The 19,016-nt window shown below is 34.9% G+C and carries 15 protein-coding genes; 3 read left to right on the top strand and 12 right to left on the bottom strand.

The genetic code is table 11. The annotated features are described in order from the left end of the window. Positions 1–9 precede the first annotated feature (9 nt). Complete coding sequence (locus KI356_RS01950; protein ID WP_128283052.1) at positions 10–879, bottom strand: TetR/AcrR family transcriptional regulator; 870 nt, start codon at positions 877–879, stop codon at positions 10–12. A 305-nt stretch (positions 880–1,184) separates the two neighbouring features. Here KI356_RS01950 and KI356_RS01955 point away from each other — a divergent pair, with 305 nt between their 5' ends. After that, positions 1,185–4,301, top strand: a complete 3,117-nt coding sequence (locus KI356_RS01955; RefSeq protein WP_212934661.1) for an efflux RND transporter permease subunit — start codon at positions 1,185–1,187, stop codon at positions 4,299–4,301. Positions 4,302–4,328: 27 nt separating this feature from the next. Here KI356_RS01955 and msrB read toward each other — a convergent pair whose 3' ends face one another. The 6 genes from msrB to lytS all read right to left on the bottom strand — a co-directional run bounded on the left by msrB (position 4,329) and on the right by lytS (position 10,673). Continuing rightward, positions 4,329–5,294 (bottom strand): peptide-methionine (R)-S-oxide reductase MsrB, encoded by a 966-nt coding sequence (msrB, locus tag KI356_RS01960; RefSeq protein ID WP_212934662.1) that lies wholly within the window; start codon positions 5,292–5,294, stop codon positions 4,329–4,331. Positions 5,295–5,390: 96 nt separating this feature from the next. Then, complete coding sequence (locus KI356_RS01965; RefSeq protein WP_128283055.1) at positions 5,391–6,425, bottom strand: AI-2E family transporter; 1,035 nt, start codon at positions 6,423–6,425, stop codon at positions 5,391–5,393. 467 nt (positions 6,426–6,892) lie between these two features. Then, positions 6,893–7,585: an antiholin-like protein LrgB gene (lrgB, locus tag KI356_RS01970; protein ID WP_097902491.1), complete on the bottom strand. Its 693-nt coding sequence runs from the start codon at positions 7,583–7,585 to the stop codon at positions 6,893–6,895. Positions 7,586–7,621: 36 nt separating this feature from the next. Continuing rightward, positions 7,622–8,053, bottom strand: a complete 432-nt coding sequence (lrgA, locus tag KI356_RS01975) for an antiholin-like murein hydrolase modulator LrgA (protein ID WP_212934663.1) — start codon at positions 8,051–8,053, stop codon at positions 7,622–7,624. Between the two features lie 132 nt (positions 8,054–8,185). After that, entirely contained in the window at positions 8,186–8,926 is a 741-nt protein-coding gene (locus KI356_RS01980) for a LytR/AlgR family response regulator transcription factor (RefSeq protein ID WP_212934664.1), read from the bottom strand. Beyond that, on the bottom strand, positions 8,904–10,673 hold the full coding sequence (lytS, locus tag KI356_RS01985) for a two-component system sensor histidine kinase LytS (protein ID WP_128283058.1): 1,770 nt from the start codon (positions 10,671–10,673) through the stop codon (positions 8,904–8,906). The genes KI356_RS01980 and lytS overlap by 23 nt, the downstream gene beginning before the upstream one ends. A 329-nt stretch (positions 10,674–11,002) precedes the next feature. On the opposite strand from lytS, the gene KI356_RS01990 reads away from it, so the two are divergent. Continuing rightward, a complete protein-coding gene (locus KI356_RS01990) occupies positions 11,003–12,301 on the top strand; it encodes an MFS transporter (protein WP_212934665.1) in 1,299 nt (432 codons plus the stop codon). Between the two features lie 59 nt (positions 12,302–12,360). Here KI356_RS01990 and KI356_RS01995 read toward each other — a convergent pair whose 3' ends face one another. The 4 genes from KI356_RS01995 to KI356_RS02010 form a co-directional block, all read right to left on the bottom strand. After that, the gene (locus tag KI356_RS01995) at positions 12,361–13,929 is read right to left on the bottom strand and encodes a BCCT family transporter (RefSeq protein ID WP_128283060.1); all 1,569 of its coding nucleotides are present in this window, start codon (positions 13,927–13,929) and stop codon (positions 12,361–12,363) included. A 362-nt stretch (positions 13,930–14,291) separates the two neighbouring features. Beyond that, complete coding sequence (locus KI356_RS02000) at positions 14,292–15,362, bottom strand: nitric oxide synthase oxygenase (protein WP_212934666.1); 1,071 nt, start codon at positions 15,360–15,362, stop codon at positions 14,292–14,294. Positions 15,363–15,560: 198 nt separating this feature from the next. Next, positions 15,561–16,439, bottom strand: coding sequence for an NAD-dependent epimerase/dehydratase family protein (locus KI356_RS02005; RefSeq protein ID WP_212934667.1), 879 nt, complete (start codon positions 16,437–16,439; stop codon positions 15,561–15,563). A 100-nt stretch (positions 16,440–16,539) separates the two neighbouring features. Next, a complete protein-coding gene (locus tag KI356_RS02010) occupies positions 16,540–17,130 on the bottom strand; it encodes an AmiS/UreI family transporter (RefSeq protein WP_128283063.1) in 591 nt (196 codons plus the stop codon). A 453-nt stretch (positions 17,131–17,583) separates the two neighbouring features. Here KI356_RS02010 and KI356_RS02015 point away from each other — a divergent pair, with 453 nt between their 5' ends. Next, the gene (locus tag KI356_RS02015) at positions 17,584–17,985 is read left to right on the top strand and encodes a hypothetical protein (protein ID WP_212934668.1); all 402 of its coding nucleotides are present in this window, start codon (positions 17,584–17,586) and stop codon (positions 17,983–17,985) included. A 115-nt stretch (positions 17,986–18,100) separates the two neighbouring features. Here KI356_RS02015 and KI356_RS02020 read toward each other — a convergent pair whose 3' ends face one another. After that, positions 18,101–18,919 carry an endo alpha-1,4 polygalactosaminidase gene (locus KI356_RS02020; RefSeq protein WP_128283065.1) on the bottom strand — a complete coding sequence of 273 codons (819 nt, stop codon included), beginning with the start codon at positions 18,917–18,919 and terminating at the stop codon, positions 18,101–18,103. Positions 18,920–19,016 lie beyond the last annotated feature (97 nt).

A 19,016-nucleotide genomic window follows, 5' to 3' on the forward strand; every position in this document is an offset into this window, starting at 1 on the left:
TTTACAGTCTCAATTTATATAGTAATATCGGGCTAACCTTAATCTAAAATCATTCAAATCATTATACGCTTCCAAATTCGCTAACATCCCTCGAATAACTGGAATCCTCGGATTTTGAACTCTCATTTCAGATTCTAAAACATCTAAAGTGACTAAAACCTCATCATTTTCCAGTTGGTCTGCTAATGTTCGTTTTAATATAATAATTTCATTTAAAAAATGCTCTTTCACCTGTTCTTTAATAAGCTCTGAGCTACAAAAAAACTCCCCCATCTTTTCTTCATTTAAAACAGGCTCCTCCGAAGACTCTAGAAGCCCTTCTACTAAATCGTCTACTCTTTTTAAAATAAATGAAGCAACATGAGAGAAATTAATTTCCGGTTCATTTAAAATAATTAATTGTAAATAACCGTGGCATATCCCTTCCACCATAATTACCAAATCTAATAAATATGGGCTGACCTTTTCACCATAAATAGACAGTAGGCTATTCCGATAAAATGCATGAGATTCTAACTTCATCCGCACCATAAACTCTTCTACTTCTTTATTAAATGGAATGGCATTTTCTCTTGCATGCATAATAATAAATTCTTTATGTTTTTGCACATCAGTAAACTGAAAATATAATTGTTTTTCAAATTTTTCACGTGGTAATAACGACTCTTTTTCAATATCCAGCATTTTCTTTTGGATTTTGTCATAATAATATCGAAGTGTCGCTAATAAAAGCTCATCTTTCGATTTAAAATACAAATAAAAAGCCCCTTTTGATATACCACAGGCTGTGACGATTTCCTGTACTGACGTTGCGTTTACACCCTTAGTCGCAAATAACTTCATAGCCATCTCTATAATTAAGCGCTCTTTTTCTTTCATATCTTCTCTCCTAAACTTAATTTCGCATCTTATGTAAATTAAAATTCAATTTAATCTTATATTAGCAAGTAGCAAAACCCCTATCCAAAAATTCAGCGGGACAAAATAGGTATTTGTGGGCCTACTATCTATATAGAATCTCGATTAATAAAAGATAATGCTTCAGTAAGGAATAGTAAAAAATCTCGTTCCTCACAGTTTCACTTTATTATACCATCTCTTTTCATTGACGATTGACCAATCAGTCAGTTATATTATGTATTAGACTGACCAGTTGGTCAATACAATAAAAAAGGAGCGCAAACATGAACAAACTCATCAATTTCTCGTTAAAAAATAAGTTCGCAGTTTGGCTACTAACCATTATTGTTACCATTGCAGGCATTTATTCTGGGATGAATATGAAGTTAGAAACAATTCCTGATATTACAACGCCTATTGTAACAGTAACTACGGTTTATCCTGGTGCTACACCAGAAGAAGTCGCTGATAAAATTTCAAAACCAATGGAAGAGCAACTCCAAAATTTAAGCGGTGTAAACGTTGTTAGTTCATCATCTTATCAAAACGCATCTTCTATTCAGGTGGAATATGATTTTGATAAAAATATGGAAAAAGCCGAAACGGAAATTAAAGAAGCGCTCGCAAACGTGAAACTGCCAGAAGGTGTGAAAGACCCGAAAGTCTCACGAGTAAACTTTAATGCCTTTCCTGTTATTTCATTAAGCGTAGCGAGTAAAAATGAATCTTTAGCTGCCTTAACAGAAAATGTAGAAAAAAATGTTATTCCTGGATTAAAAGGACTTGATGGTGTCGCATCTGTTCAAATCGCAGGTCAACAAGTAGACGAAGTACAGCTTGTCTTCAAAAAAGATAAGATGAAAGAATTAGGTTTAAGTGAAGATACCGTAAAAAATATTATTAAAGGTTCGGACGTATCGTTACCACTTGGCTTGTATACATTTAAAGATACGGAAAAATCAGTGGTTGTAGATGGTAACATTACAACAATTAAAGCATTAAAAGAATTAAAAATTCCAGCTATCCCTTCATCACCGAATGGTCAAGGTAATCAAAACGCTGGTGCTGGAGCACAAACACCACAGATGAATCCAGCCGCTATGAACGGCATACCAACGGTTACATTAGAAGACATTGCTGATATTAAAGAAGTCGGAAAAGCAGAGTCCATTTCTCGAACAAATGGAAAAGAAGCAATCGGAATTCAAATTGTGAAGGCTGCTGATGCGAATACAGTTGATGTTGTAAATGCAGTTAAAGATAAAGTAAAAGACCTTGAGAAAAAATATAAAGACTTAGAGATTATTTCAACATTCGATCAAGGTGCGCCTATTGAAAAATCAGTCGAAACAATGCTTAGCAAAGCTATTTTCGGTGCTATCTTTGCGATTGTTATTATTATGTTGTTCCTGCGAAACATTCGAACAACGCTAATCTCTGTCGTTTCTATACCACTTTCTTTATTAATTGCAGTTTTAGTAATAAAACAAATGGATATTACGCTTAACATTATGACACTTGGAGCAATGACAGTCGCTATCGGACGTGTCGTCGATGACTCCATTGTTGTTATTGAAAATATTTATCGACGTATGTCGTTATCAGAAGAAAAACTACGCGGGAAAGATTTAATTCGTGAAGCTACGAAAGAAATGTTTATCCCAATTATGTCTTCTACAATTGTAACAATCGCTGTATTTTTACCGCTTGGACTGGTAAAAGGTATGATTGGTGAAATGTTCTTACCATTCGCTTTAACTATTGTCTTTGCTTTATTAGCATCGTTACTAGTGGCTGTTACAATCGTACCAATGCTAGCTCACTCCTTATTCAAGAAAGAGAGCATGCGAGAAAAAGAGGTACATCATGAAGAAAAACCAAGTAAATTAGCAAACGGTTATAAACGTATACTTGAATGGGCTTTAAATCACAAAATTATTACATCAAGTATCGCTATTCTTCTATTAGTAGGTAGCCTTGCACTTGTACCAATTATCGGTGTCAGCTTCTTACCATCTGAAGAAGAGAAAATGATTATTGCAACGTACAAACCTGAACCAGGTCAAACGTTAGAAGACGTCGAAAAAATTGCAACGAAAGCTGAGAAGCACTTCCAAGATAAAAAAGATGTAAAAACAATTCAGTTCTCATTAGGCGGAGAAAATCCAATGAGCCCTGGTCAATCAAATCAAGCTATGTTCTTCGTTCAATATGATAACGATACGAAAAACTTTGAAAAAGAGAAAGAACAAGTTGTTAAAGATTTACAAAAGATGTCTGGAAAAGGCGAATGGAAAAACCAAGATTTCGGAGCAAGTGGCGGTAGTAACGAAATTAAGCTATACGTTTATGGAGATAGCTCTGAAGAAATCAAACCTGTCGTTAAAGACATTCAAAATATCATGAAGAAAAATAAAGACTTAAAAGATGTAGACTCTAGTATTGCGAAAACATATGCAGAATACACTTTAGTCGCAGATCAAGAAAAGTTAAGTAAAATGGGGCTAACTGCTGCTCAAATTGGAATGGGACTTTCTAATCAACATGATCGCCCTGTTCTCACAACAATTAAAAAAGACGGTAAAGATGTAAATGTATATGTAGAAACTGAAAAACAAAACTATGAAACGATCGATGACTTAACAAATCGTAAAATTACAACACCACTTGGCAATGAAATTGCAGTTAAAGATGTGATGACTGTAAAAGAAGGTGAAACTTCTAACACAGTAAAACATCGTGATGGCCGCGTTTATGCGGAAGTGAGTGCGAAATTAACATCGGATGACGTTTCAAAGGCGTCTGCTGCCGTTCAAAAAGAAGTAGATAAAATGGATCTTCCTTCTGGTGTAGATGTTTCCATGGGCGGTGTTACAAAAGATATTCAAGAATCATTTAAACAACTTGGCTTAGCGATGTTAGCTGCAATTGCCATTGTATACTTCGTTCTTGTCGTTACATTTGGCGGTGCCCTTGCACCATTTGCAATCTTATTCTCGCTACCATTCACAATCATTGGTGCACTTGTCGCCTTATTAATCTCTGGTGAAACATTAAGTGTATCTGCAATGATTGGTGCGCTTATGTTAATCGGTATCGTTGTAACAAACGCAATCGTACTTGTCGATCGTGTTATCCATAAAGAAAATGAAGGTGTATCAACACGTGAAGCATTACTAGAAGCTGGTGCAACACGCCTGCGTCCTATTTTAATGACTGCAATTGCAACAATCGGGGCTCTTATCCCGCTTGCATTAGGATTTGAAGGTAGTGGCTTAATTTCTAAAGGACTTGGTGTAACCGTAATTGGTGGATTAACGAGTTCAACGTTATTAACACTTCTTATTGTTCCAATCGTTTATGAAGCACTAAGCAAATTCAAAAAGAAAAAAGTAAAATAAAAAGAAATAACCTCGCTAACTGCGAGGTTATTTTTTATCTCCAAACAAGATTAGGAAATCACTATATCCTTCTTTCTCTAGCTCCTCTTTTGGGATAAATCGAAGAGCTGCTGAATTTATACAATAACGAAGTCCATTTGGTCCTGGACCGTCTGGAAACACATGCCCAAGATGTGAGTCTCCTTCTTTACTTCTCACTTCCGTACGCGTCATATTATGACTAACATCCATTTTTTCTTTCACGCTAGCTGACATAACCGGTTTCGTAAAACTCGGCCATCCACATCCACTATCAAATTTATCTAAAGAAGTAAATAACGGTTCCCCTGAAACAATGTCTACATAAAGACCTTCCTCTTGATAGTTCCAATACTCATTTCGAAATGGTGGTTCTGTACCATTTTCCTGCGTTACATAAAACTGCATCTCGTTTAATTTTTCTTTTAAATGGGCATTATTCTTTGGCCAATGCTGTTTAATAAAAGCATCTCGCCCTGATCCTTTACGGTATAACTCATAGCGGAATGTGTTTTTCTTATGATAGCCTTGATGATATTCTTCAGCCAGATAAAACGTAGTAGCTGGCAATATTTTTGTAGCAATCGGCTTCGAAAAATGCCCACTCTTCTCAAGCTCTTCTTTTGAAATCTCTGCCTTTTTATGTTGTTCTTCATTATGATAAAAAATCACCGTTTCATAAGACTGTCCACGGTCGTGGAATTGCCCCCCCATATCAGTCGGGTCAATTTGTCTCCAATATATATTTAACAACTCTTCATACGGCATTTTATTTGCATCGAATGTAATTTGTACTGCCTCATAATGTCCCGTTGTTTCCGAGCACACTTCTTTATACGTTGGATTCTCTTTATGGCCACCTGTATAGCCTGAAACAACTTGTATAATCCCTTCCATCTCTTCAAATGGCGAAACCATGCACCAGAAACATCCTCCAGCAAATGTAGCTAATTCTATCTTTTCATTTACAGCCATTATTTCACCCCTATTCTATATTCTCCTTACAGTATGGCATAAGAAACACCATGTTATAAAAGAAAAAGCATCGAATATCGATGCTTTTTCTTTACTCTATTGTTTTCCAACATCCTGATCCATTTCATCACTTGTCACATCTAAAACATCTAATAAGAATATGAAGATTGGAATACCGATAATTAGTCCCCATACACCTAAAAAGTGTTCAGAGAAAATTAGTATCATAAACGTGTAGAAGATCGGTAAATTTGTTTTTTGTGACATGAATTTCGGGTTTAACACATAGCTTTCGAGCGCATGGATTACTGTTACGATAACTACAATATAAACGACATACATAATACCGCCGATATTGTAAGCAATCATACAAAGCGGGAATAACGAAATAATAACACCTGCGACTGGAATTAAACCAAGCAAGAAAATCATTAACGCTAAACCTAGTAATTGCGGGAATCCTAATATCCATAATGCAATAACAGATAAAACACAGTTAACAATTGCAATTAAAAATTGTGCTTCGATTACTTTTCCGAATGAACGTGCAAATTTCTTTCCAAAATACTCAATTTCAGTATAGAAAATGGCAAGCCTGCTTTCTTTAAACTTCGCAGTAAAAGCAACGATACGCCCTTTTTCAAGTAAGAAAAATAAGCTTAAAATTACAGAAAGTAAAACTTGAAGGCCAAATTTCCCAACATTCGTAATGGATTTATACAAAATGTCTACGCCTTGCCCTACATATTTAGAAAGTTCCATATGATTAACAGCATTAACTGCATACTTAATTAATTCACTATCAGGTGGATTTCTTAAAAATACATTGAATTGATAAATCAATTGTGAAATTTGTATTGTTAATACCGGTAAATATTTAAATAGCGTAATGGCAATTCCCGCCACTAACATTACATATAAAAGCGCTATAATAATTTTCCGATTAATTGGCATAAAATGATCTAATTTACGAGAAATAAACTTTTGGAATCGATCCATTAAATACGTCAACATAAACGTAATTAAAATTAAATTTAGCATACTTTGCATCCCATACAATATGAGAGCAAGTAATACTAATACGATTAACCTCTGAAATCCTTTGCTTTGAAACAGGTTTTTTATTTGCATAATCGGCGAGTACTCTCTCCTGTCCTATAAAGTAAAACGTTAATAAGTAGATTTCTCTCTATTTTCTACCTATAATTTATTCATTCATATGAAGATGAGCTATCATATAATTCCTAAAACCATACAGTAGCTTACTTCTTATTTTACAATACAATGACCTAATTCAAAACGTATTCTACACAGTATTAATGAAGATTTAAAGAAACTTACATTTTGCTAACAATAGGTCTTACCACTACTGTAACATAAAAAGCAAGCTATCAGTAGAAATCCGTCCTACAAATAGCTTGCTTTTATATTTTTTTAAGTAAGTTTTATCCCGCATTAACGGGCGGTAAGACCCCTACCTCAAAATTCGGCGAATACGAGGTAGTTAGGTGGGAGATAACTGCTCGTAAAAGTCCGATTGGTGAAGGCCAATAATCATTTTGGGATGGACACTTCCCAATGATTAAAGTTTCACCTTATTATCCGATAAACGGCATAAACATTGGGATAACCACCACTGTTACGACACCAACTACTGTCACAGCGATACTTGCCATAGCTGCTTCTACTTCACCCATTTCGATTCCTACTGCAACCCCTAATGCATGACCCGCTGTTCCAAGTGCTAAACCTTTTGCAATTGGATGTTTCACTCTAAATGTTTTTAAGAATAATGCTCCTAATGCGTATACAATAACTGCGTTAAAGATAACTGCAAATGATGTAATTGCTGGAATACCACCAATGCTTTCAGAAATTGGTAATGCGATGGCTGTTGTTGCTGCCTGCGGTAACATTGAGTTCATTACTGCTGTATCTAAACCAATCGCTTTTGCGACAATGAACACAACAATCACTGAACAAATAGATCCAATCACGATAGCTGATAAAATTTGCCACCAATATTTTTTTAACTTATCAACTTGTTTATATAATGGAATTGCAAAGGCAATTGTTGCTGGCTCTAAGAAGAAACTAATCATCTTCCCACCAGTATTATATTCTTCAAAAGTAAAGTTACCTACCTTTAAAAATACAATCCCTAATACCATTGCTACGAATAGTGGTGTAAATAAGAAGAATCCTTTTGAGTGTTTGAATAAAAACGTTCCGATTCCGTATGCAATTAATGAAACGACGATTCCGAAATATGGAGTCATTGTGCTTGTCATGTTCATTACCTCCTAGCCATGTATGTTCTAAAATAGTTACGCGACTTTTCCGTGTTTTCTTCCTTTGTTTACAACTTTCAATTCTTTTGTATCTTTTGTTTCTTTGTCATCTTTACCTAACATTAATTGTGCAGATAAACCTGTTACAGCAAGTAGAATAATTGTTGCGACAACGATTACAGTTAGGATTTGTACAAAATTTTGGCTCATTACACCAAGAGAGTTAATAACTGAGATACCTGATGGGACGAAAAGAAATCCGATAATACCTGTTAAGGCTGTTCCAAATGATTCAACTTGCTCCAATTTAATAACCTTTAAACATAATAGACTAAATAAAACGACTAACCCAATTACTGATGAAGGCATCGGAATGGGTAAATGGGTTGAGATAATATTAGAAACTAACATAATAGCTGAAAAAACGAATATTTGTGATAGAAAACCATATACTTTTTTTGTGCTCATTTTGGCCACCTCTTTTGATTTGGTACCTTTATTTTATAGGATATAAATGTAAAAGAAAGCGTTTACATAGTGGAATGTCAAATATAAACAGCCAATTACAAAAATTATACAGTGAAATACAAAAGCTGCTTCTTAAATACGAAGCAGCTTTTTGAGCTCTTTTGCATATGTACGACTAACAGGTACTTTTGAACCTTCTTTCATGATTAAATTATAGGTAGAATTGAACCATGGCTGTATTTCTGTAATATGATTAATATTAGCAACGAAACTACGATGAACACGCATAAAAATTGTTTGTGGTAATTTCTTTTCCAAAATGACAAGCGTATCATGTGTTACGTATGTTTCTTTTATTGTCTTTACCGTTACTTTCCCATCTACAAGCCCTACATAAATAATATCTTCAATGTTAACAAGTACAATTGATTCCTCAATTGGTAATGCTAATTTATGCATCTCGGTCGTTACATCTACACTCTTCACATCTTGCTTTGTTTCTAACTTTATTTGCTTTTGTTTTTTATATTTCTTTAATGTCTGTACGATACGTTCTTCATCAAATGGCTTTAAAATGTAATCTAATGCATCTACTTCAAATGCTTGCAGCGCATATTGATCATATGCAGTAGCAAACACAATTGAAGGTGGATTTTTCATTTTCTTTAATATATTTGCGATTTCAAATCCGTTATCATCAGATAACTGAATATCTAGAAAAACAATATCTGGTTTGTTTTTCATTAATTCTTCTAATGCATCCTCTACACAATCCGCCTCACCAATTATCTCTACTTCTTTTGTTTGCTCTAATAAATATTTCAATTCATCCCGTGCTAACATTTCATCATCAACTACTAATACTTTTAACACTCCGTTTTTCCTCCTCTACTTTTTTCGGAATTACAAAGAGGATCTTTGTCCCTTGCTCTAATTCACTTTCAATTTGAAGCATTGTCTCTTTCCCAAATAACCCAATAAGTCGTTCATTAATATTATATAAAGCTGTTCCAGTCCCTTTCTTTGATGGAACTACCATTTTTCCTAATTGATCTAGACGTTCACTCTCAATCCCTTGTCCATTATCCTTCACTTCAAAGTGAACCATCCCCTCTTTTTCAAACACATGTACCTCGACTTGGCACACTGGCTGCTTTTTCGGAAAAGCATGGCGCAATGCATTTTCAACTAATAGCTGAAGCACAAATGGTGGAACTAAAGTCACTTTTAGTGCTTCTTCAATGTACATCTTCACTTCATACTTATTCGGAAATCTCGCTTGCTCTAACGATAAATATGCATGTACATGATTCAACTCTTGTTCTAATGGAATAAGTAATTGTCGTGCCCCTTGCAAATTACAACGAAAATACACGCTAAGCTGCAATAATAATTTTCTCGCTTTCTCTACATCTGTTCGGCATAAAGCTGATACTGTATTAATTGCATTAAATAAAAAATGCGGATTGATTTGTGCTTGCAGCGCTTTTATTTCGGCATCTTGCAATAACTTACTTTGTAACTCGGCTTCACCTAACTCAAGCTGTGTGGAGAATATTTTCGCCAGCCCTTCCGCTAACTCTTCTTCAACACGACTTAATTGATTAGAGTTTTTAAAATAAAGTTTTAATGTTCCTATCGTATTTCCATGTGAAGTTAATGGAATAACAACTGCTGCTTGTAATGGACACCCTTCATGTTGACAATTAATAATCTCACGTGATTTCGCCTTCATTATTTTCCCTGTTTTTAATACAGATTTTGATAAACCTGTTATTAAACTGTGTGAAGGAATATGATGATCTGATGCCAATCCAACGTGAGCTAAAATTTTCTCTGTATCTGTTAAGGATACCGCATCTGTTCCCGTAAAGCGGTGGATAATTTGTGCCACATGTTTACAAGATTCTTCTGTTAACCCTTTGCGGAAATATGGTAATGTCTTGTCAGCAATGCGCAATACCTTATGAGTCTGCAATGCTTTCGCATTCTCTTCCTGACGCAAAATAGCTTGTATCATAGAAAGTAAAATAAAGCTCCCGAAACTATTCACAAGGATCATCGGTATCGCAATTGTTTTCACGATACTCATTCCATCCTCTACAATTAATAGAATCATAATCATTTCTAAAGAAACGATAAACACACTTAAAATCGCTGAAAATTTAGGCGTAATTGTACGATTATATTTTTTGAAAATGTATCCAATATACCCCGCTATCACTCCTGCTAAAATTGACGAGATTGCACAGCTTGCCGCTGTCGTCCCGCCAAGCATATAACGGTGAATACCCGCAATCGCTCCTACTCCCATTCCAACGATAGGACCGCCAAGCAATCCACTAATTCCAACACCCATAATACGTGTATTTGCAATTGTACTCGATGAAGAAACACCTTGTAGCCAATTTTCATTCATAATCGTATTCCCTGCAATTTCAATTCCTGTGTAATTACTTACAATTGTAAACACTGAAAAAATACAAATAAGCTTAAACTTATCTATATATCCGTCCTGCCTATGAAGTAGGCGCCTGAATGTCTTAGTATGAGAGAGTAAAAAACCTAAAATAACAATAAGTCCGACACGTTCAATCATCATAAGTACTAAATTTAACATCTGTGATTCATTCCTTTTTATATTAGTTAGTTTTATTATGGGAAAATAATGAAGTAGCCGTCAAGAAGAATGAAATACTTTTTGAAATATTTTACACATAACAATTCCCTCTTTATTTGACAATCTAATAGAAGAGTGCTAAAAATAAAGTAATATAATACAGTCCTTTAACCCAACCCCGTGAGGTTGAGAAGGAAGTCGGAATATAATATACGTGTGTTCTTTTTTAAAGGACACGTATGATTTTTTGGCCTTCTCATCATATCAGGTGAGAAGGCCTTTTGTTATTCTTCCATAGCGACTGTAGAAGAAAATAAGGAGGAGTAATAATGAGCATTACTACTGATGTACAACCAACAACAGAGGAGACGAAAGAGAAAAGATATAAAACATTATTTGGTTCTGCGCTAGGATATGCAGCAGAAGGATTAGATATGCTGCTCTTATCTTTCGTACTTGTCTACATTCTAAAAGAATTTCATCTTAGTCCTGTTGAGGGAGGGAACTTAACATTAGCCACAACAATTGGGATGTTAATTGGTTCCTATTTATTTGGATTTATTGCTGATTTATTCGGTCGCATCCGTACAATGGCCTTTACAATCTTACTATTTTCACTAGCAACTGCACTTATTTATTTCGCAACAGATTATTGGCAATTACTAATTCTTCGCTTTTTAGTTGGAATGGGTGTTGGTGGTGAATTCGGGATTGGAATGGCCATCGTAACAGAAACATGGTCTAAAGAAATGCGCGCTAAAGCTACATCAATTGTTGCACTTGGCTGGCAGTTTGGCGTCCTGATTGCTTCACTCCTTCCAGCATTTATTGTTCCGCATTTTGGCTGGAGAGCAGTTTTCTTATTTGGACTAATTCCCGCTTTATTAGCTGTTTATGTCCGTAAAAGTTTAAGTGAACCGAAAATATGGGAACAAAAACAACGCTACAAAAAGGAATTGTTACAAAAGGAAGCTAAAGGTAATTTGACAACTGCTGAAGCAGAACAACTAAAACAAATGAAAAAGTTCCCACTGCGAAAGTTATTTGCAAATAAAAAAGTAACAATAACAACAATTGGTCTTATTATTATGTCATTCATCCAGAACTTCGGGTATTATGGAATTTTTACATGGATGCCAACTATTTTAGCGAATAAATATAACTATACATTAGCAAAAGCGAGCGGTTGGATGTTCATCTCTACGATCGGCATGCTAATTGGAATTGCAACTTTTGGTATTCTAGCCGATAAAATTGGTCGCCGCAAAACTTTTACAATCTATTATGTCGGTGGTACTATATACTGCCTCATTTACTTCTTCCTATTCACAGATGCGACATCATTGTTATGGGGAAGCGCCCTACTTGGATTCTTTGCAAATGGAATGATGGGAGGATTCGGGGCAATTTTAGCGGAAAACTATCCTGCCGAAGCTCGCTCCACAGCGGAAAACTTTATTTTCGGCACAGGGCGTGGATTAGCTGGATTTGGACCGGTTATTATTGGATTACTCGCTACGGGTGGCAATCTACTTGGAGCATTGTCCCTAATTTTTATCATCTATCCAATCGGATTGATTACGATGCTATTATGTGTACCAGAAACAAAGGGAAAAGTGTTAGATTAAACGTAAAAGAGGAAGCATCTCATTTAAGATGCTTCCTCTTTTCAATGTTTGTTTATCATTTATTTTGATTTACTAGCTCTCTGGAATAAGAAAGCCGTTTTATCTTTTTCTTCTACAATTCCTTGCTTTAATGCTAATTCTCCTGCAACTTTAGGTGCTAGCCATAGCATCGGGAATAACAGAATAGATACTGGAACAGCTGTCACTACAATGAAAGATTGTAAGGCATTAATGCTTCCCTCTCCCATATATAAAAGGATCGCTGCAACTGTACCCATAATAAGCGACCAAAAAACTCGCAAACTAATTCTAGGATCTCCATCTCCAGTCACTGCCATTGAAATCGAATAGGCCATTGAATCTCCTGTTGTCACTACAAATAAAATTGTTAATAAAAGAAACGCAGGTCCAATAATATTAGAGAGCGGCAGTTGCTCTGTAATTGCAATCATAGCTGCTGGCATACCAGATTCACTTAATGCGTTCGAGATAGAACCAGGATTCATTAACTCATAGAACACACCTGACCCGCCCAATATAGTAAACCAAAACGTTGTAATAATAGGTGCGATAATTCCAATTGCAACGATGATTTCCCGAATCGTTCTTCCTCTTGAAATTCGGCTCACTAAAATTGCCATCATCGGTCCATATCCAATAAACCAGCCCCAGAAGAAGATTGTCCAAGATCCTAACCAACCTGTATCCCCGCGATATGTACTCATTGGAATAAATTCATGTATATAAAATCCAAACGAAGAAACAAATGAATCGATAATAAATCCACCTGGTCCAAACAGTAATACGAATACCATTAATAAAACTGCTAACCTAACATTTAAATTACTTATAATTTGAATCCCTTTATCAATTCCTGTTACCGCAGATATAGTAGAAACAGCTACTACACAAACAATAATAGCTAATTGAGTAGTAAACACATCAGGAATGTCAAACAATGCTTGTAATCCATAACTTGCTTGTAGTCCTAAAAATCCAATTGGACCAATTGTCCCTGCAGCTACTGCAATAATGGCAAACACATCGATCATTGTTCCAAGCCAACTCTTTCGCAATTTCTCTCCAAAAATAGGATATAAAAGCGTTCGAGGTTTTAACGGCATACCTTTATGATAATGTCCGTACATCATAACTACCGCACTAATTGTACCTAAAATCGTCCAAGCCAGGAAACCCCAGTGCATATAACTTTGTGCTAAAGCAGGCATTACCGCATCTTTCGTTCCAGCGGATATACCTTCATGTATTGGTGGCACCGTCATCAAGTGGTACATCGGCTCTGCCGCTGCCCAAAAAACGCCACCTCCGGCAAGTAATGTAGACATAATAATAGCGAGCCATTTTGTCGTACTAATCTCAGGTTTTTCTAGCCCCCCAAGTTTAACTCTCCCATATTTCGAGAACGCCATACACATAGCAACAACAAATGTACCGATTAATAAAACCTGCCAAAAGGCACCAAAATATTTAATTGAAGCTGCAAAACTGCTATTAATGACTCCCTCTACGTAACTTTTATTTAAAAAAACTGCAATTACAAATAATAAAAGTGAGCCACCACTAATAAGAAATACAGGCCAATCCGTTTTTCGACTCTTCATCCTCATTTACACTTCCTCCTTCCTCAGCAATCTAAAAAAACAACCTTATTATGTTTTATTGTTTACACCCAAAACACAATGATTATATAAGCATAATAATTCATCGATTTTCCACACACTTATGTTGTCCCTAAAAATATGCTAAATCCCTTATTTAAAAGAAAACTTCTATTCCTATTACATAAAAAAGCAAAACAAAAGACCTTATATTTCTATAAGGTCTTCGAAACAGAAATTTGATTATAACATAAGGAACTCCTTGGTTCAAAAATCCCCTTCCAAAAATAACCGAGAGTAAAGGCTTCCATTTGCTACGTAACAGTAATTAAAAAAATTATATTTTGCAGAAAAAAACCCTATACTAAATATCATTTATGAAAGAAATTCGGCTTCAAAATTTCATTTGGATACGGTTTATGATAAATATGAGTGGTAGCTGGCGACAACGGTGGAATGAGCCACACCCAATTCCCTGTTACAACCCGTCCACAAGCTGCTTCTTGCTTCTCAAATTGTTGAAACTGTTGTGCAGCAGTATGGTGATCCACAATACTAACTCCTTGTTTTTTAAAAGAGTGTAATACGGCAATATTCAACTCAATTAGTGCCTTGTCTTTCCATAACGTACTGTTTCTAGATGTATCTAGATCCATCATCTCCGCAACGGCTGGCAGTAAATTATAACGATCATGATCAGCTAAGTTACGCGCCCCAATCTCCGTTCCCATATACCATCCATTGAACGGGGCAGCTGTATAGGAAATACCTCCAATTTCTAAGCGCATATCTGAAATCATTGGAACACCATACCATTTTACTCCAAGTGACGAAATAGGGTATTCTGGGTGTTCAATTGGCACTTCTTTTACTTCTTCTCTCGGGATTTCTTTATATATAGGCGCCTTCCCGTCTATAGAAAACACAAGTGGCAATACATCGAAATTCGTACCTTCTCCTTGCCAGCCAAGTTCCTGACAAAAATCAGTAAATGCAGCAGAATGAGAGTCACCAATCACTCCCATTTCCGTTTTATATCCTGCATATCGAATCAATTGGTGATTATAAATTCGTATATTATTTTCTTCACCTTGATATTGCTTAAAAATCGTAATTGTCGGTTTAACTTTTCCATCATTCGTCGCATATTTAATATGATGAATTAATGCATTATATACACCTTCTTCATCATTTACTTCACGCGCATCTAATATGTGCATCTTACTCCAAAATAGTCTTCCAATACATCGATTACTATTGCGCCATGCCATTCGCGATCCATGAACAAGTTCTTCAAATGTATGCTCATACGTTCCGGTCTTCTCTATTTCTATTAGAATTTCTCCAATACGCTCTTCTATTAATTGCTCTTTATTAAGTTCCTTATAGCAAACGGTAATAAAATTACTTGCTTCCTCTATTAATTGTTTCGTTTTACTCATAAACAATCTCCTTCTATTTCAACAAAACGTTACTACTTTACAGTATAAGCAAAAAGAATAAGAGTCACAAACGAAATCAAAAGTGTTACTTTTATCGTAATATTTTTCGGAAAATTTTTATAATTATTATTGACTTCCGAAAAAATAAGTATGTTTTTGACTTAAGGAATTTTTTTACCTTCACCAACTTTTTTATGATTATTTCAGTATATTTATGTAATGCTGCAAAACATTTTTTATTTCTGTATTTAATTCTCGGAATGGAAATCCTAATTCGCGAGCCTTTCTATTATGTAACGTACAATTAGTTATTTCATTATAAGGTGCTTTATTCTCTCCCTCTTCTTGAATAAGAGCTTTTGTCCCACTGTTTTCTTCTATGGAACGAATAACTTCTCCCATGGAAATCACTCCGTTACTACAAGCATTAATTGGACCTTCAATGCTTCCCATTCCGCACCATGCTAAAAACTCTCCTGCTTCTTTTTCGTGTATGAACGACAATTTCCCTTCTAAACGATCCACGACAATAGGTTCTTGTTTCACAACATTTTCAACGTAAAACTGTAATCTCTTCGTATAATCATTTTCTCCAATAACGACGGGAAATCGTACCGCAACGACAGGGAATGTTGCTCGTTGAAACAACACCGCTTCCGCCAATCTCTTCCCCTCACCATAAGTGAAGTCCCCTCTATCACCATACGTAATTGAATATGTATACGGATTAAAGTCTTCTTCTTGCAAGTTTAATGTAGGCTCATAAACCGCCATTGAGGATGTCATAACATATTTTTTCACCCTACCACGTAATACTTTACATATGACTTCCGCAGCATTCGAGCTATAGCATAAATTATCGTATACAACATCATAGCATTTACCTTCCAAGCGCTCTTCCAGTAACTTCTCGTCTTCTCTATCTACTATAATTCTTTTTACCGTATCCCCAAAAGAATCCTCCGTAAATCCTCGTGTCGCAATTGTTATATCGTGTCCTTCTTGTAAAAGTGCTTCTACTAATCGCTTACCAAAAAACCTTGTTCCCCCTAGAACCAACACTTTTTTCACTTTCATCATCCCCTATTTTGTAAAATACTACCTTAATTATAAACATGAATATAATTAAAAAGCATGGAATCATTATCAAGATTCCATGCTTTTTACATACGATACTTTAACGTACTCGATATTTAAAAATACAATAGCAGCAATATAAAATAGAAATTACTGATACATAAACCCATAGTTCATATACGAAGCCTTCTCCCCATACTCCCATAAAATAAAAGAGCGAGGGCAACGTCAATGTTACCCATGATTGTACAAATGCAATTCTGCCAAGATATTGATTGATATTCTTTTTTTGCGCATTTAATACAAAGAATAAATACCAAAGTAATGCCCACATAAACCATGTTAACGCATTAACAACATCGTGGAATTGAACAAATGAAATGACCATATAGAATAGGGCAATAATTGCTACCCAAATACAGAACCAGCCTAGTCCACTACTATCCATTCCTTTAATAAAAGTAACGCCTACATATAAATAAGTTAAACCAAATAAAAAGGTAGCTGCATATGAATATACCGTCCAATTACTTTGATCAGAAATCATAATTAAATAAAACGGTATAATAATTTGTAATGCCCCTACAAATAAATTAAAGACACCTGCGCTTTTCATCTCTACTTTGCCCAATATAACAAGACTATTTAAAAATAAAGCTGCACCTGAAAGTAATAATCCTACGTAACCCATATATATTCGTGTGAAAATCTTATGTTTTCACACTGTAACCTCCCCACCATATAAAAAATCATATTTTTTATTATCTTTCTTCTTACTTAAAACTACATACATAGTTTTTCATGTGAAAAGTCAGACTTCCTACCTTAAAAAGTGAAATGAAACTACCTTTAATTTCTTGTTTAATCTCAGTCAACCTTTCAGTATTTGAAAGTAACAGCACTCCCCTAATACCGCGAATTAAAAACGCTTTCAAAAAGAAATAATCCTATCAAAAAGTTAATAGGATTACTTGATTATAAACGCACTCTAACAACAAGACAAGACCTGGGATGATTTTTAAATTATCCCCTTTTATTTCCATGAGAATTAATAGAATGATTCATTTATACTAGTTCATTCTACTAATCCTTTACATAGAATATTTTAAATTCATATTAATTTCTTTAGAAAGGTAAGATGTATATGTTTCATCATGGAATTCCTCGATATGTAGTTCGTTCAACTGGCGTTTTAACGAAAGAATCTAATACTATTTCTGCTGTAGTTAACATTGTGAACTTGGATAAATACTATCCCCATCACATAACTATAGAAGTATGGGATTGGTCTAATTATTCTACTCCAATAAAGCTTCCCGTACTAGTCGGAGGAAATGTAGAAGCAAGCTTCCCCTACTCTCTCGACAGTAATAACCTTGCCGTTTTTTACGCCGATTTAGATGACACTGTAGATCTATATGAAATTCGAATTTCATATAACGATCACCCCAACATTATTGCAAATTGCTCTGGACGAAGCTTACCACCATATTCAAGCCAAGAAGGTAACACAGTATACCATAAACAGCTCGTTCGAATTCATTAAGTCCATTATTATGTAATAGGGGCTGGTCAGTAATACACTCATCTTTAGAAGATAATCGTATTACTGACCTAAACTGCCATAATCAATCTTGATAGTTTCTTATTCCGAACAATTGCTATTTATCATAAATATCATTCGGATTAATTGTAGGAATAAATCCATTTATAGAACTATATTTTTTAGATACGTTATTTGGAGTAACGGTAAACGTTACAATTTTATTGCTTTGTTGTTTAAAATAGCGCATCCAATTTTGACTCCATTCATCTTTTACAATAACTTGTTTATCGAAGTCTTCCCACAATACACCATGTATAAAATTCAAGGATGTATTTTTGATTGTATCAAATCCCCAATTCTGTATAAGAAGGAGGTTGGAATCAACACTTTTAATTTCTTTTAATAAATTTACATATGCTTCTCGGAATTTTCCTTGTGTAGCTGGCTGATCATAAAAATAGTCATCAATATCACCAGCTGTATCTAAAAACACACCATCTATGCCTTTTCCAATAATTTGTTGTTTTACCTTATTAACAACAATCCCACGGTAATGTTCATCAGCTAAGTTCATAATATACGTATCCCACTGCTCAATCTTCATTTTCTTACCGTTTCTATAATAATAGTCTGATTCAACTACTTGCGGCTTATGCCACGCTTCTAATTCTAAAACACTAACATAACCAAGGACTACCGTTCCTGATTTTTTTAATTGCTGAACTTGTTCTTTCGTAAATGCATATGGCTCTATAATAACCATGTCATACTTTGAAAGTCTCTCAATTACTTGCTCATTTGCTTCACCATAATAAATTTTATAACTTCGTACATTTTTTAAAACTGGTTCCACAACATTTGCTTGTGCGGATGTACTTGAGGAAAAAATAAAAGAAAATATAGCTAAAAAGCATATGGAACGTTTCCACTCCATAATAATATTACCCCCTATACAACTGTAATTTTCTACTATTTTAAATTTTAACATCTTTAAATATTAATACAAACATAGTAATTCCATAACATTTTAC

The organism is Bacillus hominis (genome assembly GCF_018332515.1).
GTDB classification, from domain to species: Bacteria; Bacillota; Bacilli; order Bacillales; family Bacillaceae_G; genus Bacillus_A; species Bacillus_A hominis.

Coding starts and splice junctions, on each gene's coding strand:
- KI356_RS01965 (WP_128283055.1), bottom strand. CDS start 6,425: ATGCAAATAAAAAACCTGTTTCAAAGCAAAGGATTTCAGAGGTTAATC.
- KI356_RS02015 (WP_212934668.1), top strand. CDS start 17,584: ATGTTTCATCATGGAATTCCTCGATATGTAGTTCGTTCAACTGGCGTT.
- lrgA (WP_212934663.1), bottom strand. CDS start 8,053: ATGAGCACAAAAAAAGTATATGGTTTTCTATCACAAATATTCGTTTTT.
- KI356_RS01990 (WP_212934665.1), top strand. CDS start 11,003: ATGAGCATTACTACTGATGTACAACCAACAACAGAGGAGACGAAAGAG.
- msrB (WP_212934662.1), bottom strand. CDS start 5,294: ATGGCTGTAAATGAAAAGATAGAATTAGCTACATTTGCTGGAGGATGT.
- KI356_RS02005 (WP_212934667.1), bottom strand. CDS start 16,439: ATGAAAGTGAAAAAAGTGTTGGTTCTAGGGGGAACAAGGTTTTTTGGT.
- lytS (WP_128283058.1), bottom strand. CDS start 10,673: ATGTTAAATTTAGTACTTATGATGATTGAACGTGTCGGACTTATTGTT.
- KI356_RS01950 (WP_128283052.1), bottom strand. CDS start 879: ATGAAAGAAAAAGAGCGCTTAATTATAGAGATGGCTATGAAGTTATTT.
- lrgB (WP_097902491.1), bottom strand. CDS start 7,585: ATGACAAGCACAATGACTCCATATTTCGGAATCGTCGTTTCATTAATT.
- KI356_RS01955 (WP_212934661.1), top strand. CDS start 1,185: ATGAACAAACTCATCAATTTCTCGTTAAAAAATAAGTTCGCAGTTTGG.
- KI356_RS02020 (WP_128283065.1), bottom strand. CDS start 18,919: ATGGAGTGGAAACGTTCCATATGCTTTTTAGCTATATTTTCTTTTATT.
- KI356_RS01995 (WP_128283060.1), bottom strand. CDS start 13,929: ATGAGGATGAAGAGTCGAAAAACGGATTGGCCTGTATTTCTTATTAGT.
- KI356_RS02000 (WP_212934666.1), bottom strand. CDS start 15,362: ATGAGTAAAACGAAACAATTAATAGAGGAAGCAAGTAATTTTATTACC.
- KI356_RS02010 (WP_128283063.1), bottom strand. CDS start 17,130: ATGGGTTACGTAGGATTATTACTTTCAGGTGCAGCTTTATTTTTAAAT.